Here is a 3891-nt window from a genome sequence, read left to right as displayed (position 1 = left end):
TCCGGCAGCGCGTCGACGTAACCCGCGATGTGCCGCTCACGTTCGGGCAGAAACGCGAAATCACCTTCGAGCGGCGGACGTTGCTCCGGAACGGACCGCTTTCCGTAACCGGGCCGGCCCTTCGGGCGAAAGGCCGAATGGGGGAGCAGGGATGCGGGCGCGCGCAGGGCACGGCTAAGGTTCACAACAGCCACGGGATCGTTTCCTTTGATTGGCGATCTTGGGGTCAGGCCCCGGCCGGTGCTGTCAACACCGCGTCCGGGGTCGTTACGTTGGGCACCGTAAACAGCCGCGACTCTTCGCCGCAAGTCGGTCACGATTAGTCGTACTTGCTGGCCGTAACGGGTCCGGGAGGGCGGGAAGGTTTCCCAACCTCCCTTTCCAACCAACCAGTTGGACAACATCGCTCGAATCCCGACACTCGGATCCCGGCCCCCGAAGCCCGAAGCTCAAGCCCCGGCCCCGAGCCCCTCCCCGTACCCACGAACGAGTGAACAAGCCCTCCCCAAGGCTCGCCCCCGCCCTCCGGCTCTCGAAGCTCGGCTCTCGAAGCTCGGGTTGGTTCCGACCGGTCAGTGGCCGCGCGGGCCGTACATGATCACGGCCATCCCGGCGAGGCACACCAGGGCTCCGATGACGTCGAAGCGGTCGGGGCGGTAGCCGTCGGCGACCATGCCCCAGGCGATCGACCCGGCGACAAAGATCCCGCCGTAGGCGGCCAGGATGCGCCCGAAGTTGTCATCGGACTGGAAGGTGGCCACCACCCCGTACAACCCGAGCGCGATGGCACCGGCCCCGACCCAGATCCACCCCTTGTGCTCGCGAATGCCCTGCCACACCAGCCAGGCGCCCCCGATCTCGAACAGGGCGGCAAGAACGAACAGGGCGACGGAACGGGCGACGAGCACGGTGCAGAACCTTCTGAAGGGCGGCGAAAGCATCACCGACTTTAAACCGTCGCCCCGGCCCGAAGGCCGAGCCGGACAGACGTCAGCCGGTCTTCACCGGTGCGTCAGCGCCGTCGTAGACCTGTCCGTTCTCGGCGTCCGCGCTGTCGCACACACGTCCCAGACCGTTCGCTGCGGCCTGGGTGAACTCGATGGCCAGGGGCAGTGCGACGACGCCGACGGCGGCGGGCAGAATCCGGCGCAGAGCCATCAGGGCAAAGAGTCCGAGCGGCACCGTCATCGCGAGATTCCACAGCCCCTGGGTGGTCCGGAAGGGCTCCGCAAGATCATGATTGATGACGCATTGGCCGCTGGCCGGACCGCTGCCCATGAAAGTGACCCCGAGTACACCGGTGAGCGTGCCGGCAAGCCCGGCCCACCACACACCGTGGGGGCTGCCCAGGCGGCTGGAGAGCAACCATGCCCACCCCCGGCACCGCGCGTTCGCCCAGTTGTCATGCCCGCCGACGCAAGGCCCCCTGGTGCTCCAGCTGCAGATCGTGATCTTGAGCTGATGAGGATCCGTGGAACCGGCCAGTGATGCTCTTCGTTCCCCACTCGGCTGCTGTGGGCAACAATGGCCGGGGGCACACATCGCTCTTTCGCGAGCTCAGCGCGGCGTGCAGTCTTCCCCAGGTTCTGGGCGGACTACAGACTTTCCTGGGTTCAGCGCGGGCGGACGGATACAGGGGGCGGGGCGTGCGGCCACTCACTCATCAGGATCCTCGGGTGCTGGGGGGATACCGGCTGCTGGCGCGGCTCGGGCAGGGCGGCATGGGTCGGGTCTATCTGGCCGAGGATCGACGGAGCGCGCTCTACGCGCTGAAGGTGGTGCATCCCGAGCGCGCGCACGACCCTGAGTTCCGGCGGCGTTTCGCCCGGGAGATCCGGCTCGCCGCGCGAGTCCGCGGGGCGGGTGTCGCCTCGGTGACCGGTGCCGATCCGGACGCCGAAACACCGTGGTTGGCCACGGAGTTCGTTCCCGGTCCCACGCTGGGCGAAGCGATCTCCCAGCACGGTGAACTGCCCGCCGGGGCCTGCCGTGCCCTCGCCGAGCAGCTGGCCGAGGCCCTGACGGCCGTCCACGCGACGGGCCTGGTCCATCGCGATCTCAAACCGTCCAATGTGATCCTCGGCGCCGGCGGTGCCCGCCTGATCGACTTCGGCATCGCCCTGGCCGACGACGAGAGCGCCATCACCCGTACCGGGCAGACCCTTGGTACCCCCGGCTACATCGCGCCCGAGGTGCTGCGGGGCGGTGCCGCAGGGCCCGCCGCCGACGTGTTCGCCCTCGGCGCGCTGCTCGCCTTCGCCGCCCAGGGACGCCATCCGTACGGGACCGGGCCCGCTGCGGCCGTGATGGTCCGGCCCCTGGCAGCCGCCCCCGATCTCTCCGGCGTCACCGACGTGACGCTCGCCGCCCTGCTCCGCCGCGCTTTGGCCCAGGAGCCCGCACACCGGCCCCCGCTGGCCGAGTTCGCCGCCCTGGCCGACCCCGGCACGGCCGACGGCGGATCCTGGATTCCGCAGACCCTGCTCGACGACATCGGCGGACGGACCCTTGAGGTCACTACGCTGGTACGAACCCGCAGGGTCGGCGCGCCTCGGCCACATCCACCCACCGCGGTGAACGCACCGGCGTCCGGCGCCGGGCGCATGCCCGTCCCCAGGGGCACCGCGCCCGCCCCACTCGGCCCGGGGCGGCACGTCACCCGACGCGGTGTACTCGGCCTGGGAGCCGCAGCCGCCGCTGGTGGCACCGCGGCCTGGCTGGTCAGCCGGAACAGTTCCTCGGGGCCCGCCCCCAAGACCCTTTGGCAGCATGCCATGAAAGGGAGCCCCGGCACCCTGGTGGTGACCCGGGACACGGTGTACGCGAACGGCGACGAGGACGGGCTCGTGGCGCTCGACGCCCGTACCGGTAAACAGCGTTGGCACCGCTCGCTGAACAACGCGGTGTGCGGGCCCGTGCCCGGGAACAACACCCTGTACCACTCCGACGGCAAGCGGCTGACGGCGCTCGACTCCCGCTCCGGCGCCACCCGCTGGTCCGCCCCGCTGCCCGCCGGCTCGGGCTACCCGGTGATCTCAGGACCGGACCTCGTGTACCTGTCCGGCGAGCCGGTGCACGCGCTCGACGCCGCCGACGGCTCCAGACGCTGGTCGTACGAGCATGACCCATCCGTTCCGGACTTGGTCAGCTGCCTGTTATCGGGGAACGCGCTCTTCGTCTACGGCACGACGGGAGTGGACCGAGTCGACGCGGCGACGGGGCAACGGCTCTGGCAGCAGACCGAGCTGCAGGCACCCCAATGTCTGGCCATGTCAGACGGCAAGTTGTACGTGGGCCATTTCGGAGGTGTGTCCCTCCTGGACCCGGACGACGGAACCGTGCGCAAGACCATCGCGCGGAGCGACTTCTACGTCTTCGACATCGCCATCGCGGGCCCCACTCTGTGCATCGATGCCGACGACAGAGTCCGCGGAGTCGACGCGATCACAGGGCAGGAACGATGGAGCGCCGACCTTGGCAAACACACCCGCCTGTCGCAGTCGGGCGGCGGAGCCCTGGCCGTCTACTCGGACACCATGGTCTGCGCGGTCGACACCAGCACTGGTGCGGTCCGCTGGCGGCTAAGCGACACCAGCCCCAAATCCGTCGCCCCCGTCATCGCCGACGGCGTGGCCTATATCGGCACCGAACGCAGGGGCCTGCTCGCCCTCTCAACAGCAGCCCCCGCGTAGGCCTGCGGTCAGCTCTCAAGGCAGCCCTGCCGAGTGCCGCCCGTCCACAGACCGGCGCGCCCTGAGTGGGGAATCAAGCGAGCAGGCCTGATGAACCGTGAGCACTACTGATCTTTTCGTAAGTTCGGTGGGTGTGGTGGGTGGATGGTCAGGCCTGTGTGGGCGAGGAAGGACCAGGGCAGTTGTGGGTTGTGGTTGA

The 3891-nt window shown here is 69.3% G+C and carries 3 protein-coding genes and 1 pseudogene; 1 reads left to right on the top strand and 3 read right to left on the bottom strand.

The window, feature by feature from the left end:
- From ACWCXX_RS40795 to ACWCXX_RS40785, 3 genes and pseudogenes are all read right to left on the bottom strand, one after another.
- Positions 1-194, bottom strand: a pseudogene (locus ACWCXX_RS40795) (MarR family transcriptional regulator); the annotation flags it as partial.
- A gap of 378 nt (positions 195-572) precedes the next feature.
- Complete coding sequence (locus tag ACWCXX_RS40790; protein WP_451136307.1) at positions 573-908, bottom strand: YnfA family protein; 336 nt, start codon at positions 906-908, stop codon at positions 573-575.
- Positions 909-990: 82 nt separating this feature from the next.
- The gene (locus ACWCXX_RS40785) at positions 991-1365 is read right to left on the bottom strand and encodes a VanZ family protein (RefSeq protein ID WP_451136305.1); all 375 of its coding nucleotides are present in this window, start codon (positions 1363-1365) and stop codon (positions 991-993) included.
- 311 nt (positions 1366-1676) lie between these two features.
- Here ACWCXX_RS40785 and ACWCXX_RS40780 point away from each other — a divergent pair, with 311 nt between their 5' ends.
- The gene (locus ACWCXX_RS40780) at positions 1677-3692 is read left to right on the top strand and encodes an outer membrane protein assembly factor BamB family protein (protein WP_451136303.1); all 2016 of its coding nucleotides are present in this window, start codon (positions 1677-1679) and stop codon (positions 3690-3692) included.
- The last annotated feature ends 199 nt before the right edge of the window (positions 3693-3891 follow it).

Source organism: Streptomyces sp. NPDC001732, assembly GCF_053596315.1.
The sequence above is the reverse complement of the archived record's forward strand: the minus strand, read 5'-3'. Positions and strand labels throughout refer to the sequence as shown.